Raw genomic sequence first — 3179 nt, forward strand, 5'->3', positions numbered from 1 at the left:
CTGAGGACAAGCCCTCGGCCTATTAGTACCGGTCAACTCCACCCCTTACAGGGCTTCCATATCCGGCCTATCAACCCAGTCGTCTACTGGGAGCCTTACCCTCTCAAGGAGGTGGGAGTGCTCATCTCGAAGCAGGCTTCCCGCTTAGATGCTTTCAGCGGTTATCCCTCCCGAACGTAGCCAACCAGCCATGCCCTTGGCAGGACAACTGGCACACCAGAGGTTCGTCCGTCCCGGTCCTCTCGTACTAGGGACAGCCCTTCTCAACACTCCTACGCGCACAGCGGATAGGGACCGAACTGTCTCACGACGTTCTAAACCCAGCTCGCGTACCGCTTTAATGGGCGAACAGCCCAACCCTTGGGACCTACTCCAGCCCCAGGATGCGACGAGCCGACATCGAGGTGCCAAACCATCCCGTCGATATGGACTCTTGGGGAAGATCAGCCTGTTATCCCCGGGGTACCTTTTATCCGTTGAGCGACGGCGCTTCCACAAGCCACCGCCGGATCACTAGTCCCGACTTTCGTCCCTGCTCGACCCGTCAGTCTCACAGTCAAGCTCCCTTGTGCACTTACACTCAACACCTGATTGCCAACCAGGCTGAGGGAACCTTTGGGCGCCTCCGTTACTCTTTAGGAGGCAACCGCCCCAGTTAAACTACCCACCAGACACTGTCCCTGATCCGGATCACGGACCCAGGTTAGACATCCAGCACGACCAGAGTGGTATTTCAACGACGACTCCACAACAACTGGCGTTGCTGCTTCAAAGTCTCCCACCTATCCTACACAAGCCGAACCGAACACCAATATCAAGCTATAGTAAAGGTCCCGGGGTCTTTCCGTCCTGCTGCGCGAAACGAGCATCTTTACTCGTAATGCAATTTCACCGGGCCTATGGTTGAGACAGTCGAGAAGTCGTTACGCCATTCGTGCAGGTCGGAACTTACCCGACAAGGAATTTCGCTACCTTAGGATGGTTATAGTTACCACCGCCGTTTACTGGCGCTTAAGTTCTCAGCTTCGCCTGGACGAATCCAAGCTAACCGGTCCCCTTAACGTTCCAGCACCGGGCAGGCGTCAGTCCGTATACATCGCCTTACGGCTTCGCACGGACCTGTGTTTTTAGTAAACAGTCGCTTCTCGCTGGTCTCTGCGGCCACCCCCAGCTCAGAGTGCAAGACTCATCACCAGGAATGGCCCCCCTTCTCCCGAAGTTACGGGGGCATTTTGCCGAGTTCCTTAACCATAGTTCACCCGAACGCCTCGGTATTCTCTACCTGACCACCTGAGTCGGTTTGGGGTACGGGCCGCCATGAAACTCGCTAGAGGCTTTTCTCGACAGCATAGGATCATCCACTTCACCACAATCGGCTCGGCATCAGGTCTCAGCCTCAATGAGTGACGGATTTGCCTATCACTCGGCCTACACCCTTACCCCGGGACAACCACCGCCCGGGCTGGACTACCTTCCTGCGTCACCCCATCGCTCACCTACTACCCTGTTGGGTCACCGGCTCCACCACGTCCCTTTGTCCGAAGACTCCAGGCCGGCTTCACGGGCTTAGCATCAAGAGGTTCGACGTTGGCGCTTCAAAGCGGGTACGGGAATATCAACCCGTTGTCCATCGACTACGCCTGTCGGCCTCGCCTTAGGTCCCGACTTACCCTGGGCAGATCAGCTTGACCCAGGAACCCTTGGTCAATCGGCGCAAGAGTTTCTCACTCTTGTATCGCTACTCATGCCTGCATTCTCACTCGTGTACCGTCCACGACTGGTTTCCACCGCCGCTTCACCCGGCACACGACGCTCCCCTACCCATCACAGCAGGCGTTGGCCCTATATGCTGCAATGACACGACTTCGGTGATGTGCTTGAGCCCCGCTACATTGTCGGCGCGGAATCACTTGACCAGTGAGCTATTACGCACTCTTTCAAGGGTGGCTGCTTCTAAGCCAACCTCCTGGTTGTCTCTGCGACTCCACATCCTTTCCCACTTAGCACACGCTTAGGGACCTTAGTCGGTGTTCTGGGCTGTTTCCCTCTCGACCATGGAGCTTATCCCCCACAGTCTCACTGCCACGCTCTCACTTACCGGCATTCGGAGTTTGGCTAAGGTCAGTAACCCGGTGAGGCCCATCGCCTATCCAGTGCTCTACCTCCGGCAAGAAACACGTGACGCTGCACCTAAATGCATTTCGGGGAGAACCAGCTATCACGGAGTTTGATTGGCCTTTCACCCCTAACCACAGGTCATCCCCCAGGTTTTCAACCCTGGTGGGTTCGGTCCTCCACGAAGTCTTACCTCCGCTTCAACCTGCCCATGGCTAGATCACTCCGCTTCGGGTCTTGGGCGTGCAACTCAAACGCCCTATTCGGACTCGCTTTCGCTACGGCTACCCCACACGGGTTAACCTCGCTACACACCGCAAACTCGCAGGCTCATTCTTCAAAAGGCACGCAGTCACGAGACACACAGCAAGCTGCATGTCCGACGCTCCCACGGCTTGTAGGCACACGGTTTCAGGTACTATTTCACTCCGCTCCCGCGGTACTTTTCACCATTCCCTCACGGTACTATCCGCTATCGGTCACCAGGGAATATTTAGGCTTAGCGGGTGGTCCCGCCAGATTCACACGGGATTTCTCGGGCCCCGTGCTACTTGGGAATACTTCAAACGAGCCGTACAGATTTCGTCTACGGGGGTCTTACCCTCTACGCCGGACCTTTCGCATGTCCTTCGACTACCCATACGGTTTCTGACTCGTCGACCGGCCGGCAGACCGATCAAGAAGAATCCCACGACCCCACAATGGCAACCCCTGCCGGGTCTCACACCATCGCGGTTTAGCCTCATCCGGTTTCGCTCGCCACTACTCCCGGAATCACGGTTGTTTTCTCTTCCTGCGGGTACTGAGATGTTTCACTTCCCCGCGTTCCCTCCACATACCCTATGTGTTCAGGTATGGGTGACAGCCCATGACGACTGCCGGGTTTCCCCATTCGGAAACCCCCGGATCAAAGCCTGGTTGACGGCTCCCCGGGGACTATCGTGGCCTCCCACGTCCTTCATCGGTTCCTGGTGCCAAGGCATCCACCGTGCGCCCTTAAAAACTTGGCCACAGATGCTCGCGTCCACTGTGCAGTTCTCAAACAACGACCAGTCACCCACACT

1 rRNA gene is annotated in these 3179 nt (G+C 56.7%); it reads right to left on the reverse strand.

Annotated elements, in window-relative coordinates:
* Window positions 1–2 precede the first annotated feature (2 nt).
* Window positions 3–3125: ribosomal RNA gene (locus ACIQTO_RS38055) — 23S ribosomal RNA — on the reverse strand.
* Between the last annotated feature and the right edge of the window lie 54 nt (window positions 3126–3179).

This window comes from Kitasatospora sp. NPDC091207 (assembly GCF_044768625.1).
Classification (GTDB): Bacteria; Actinomycetota; Actinomycetes; order Streptomycetales; family Streptomycetaceae; genus Kitasatospora.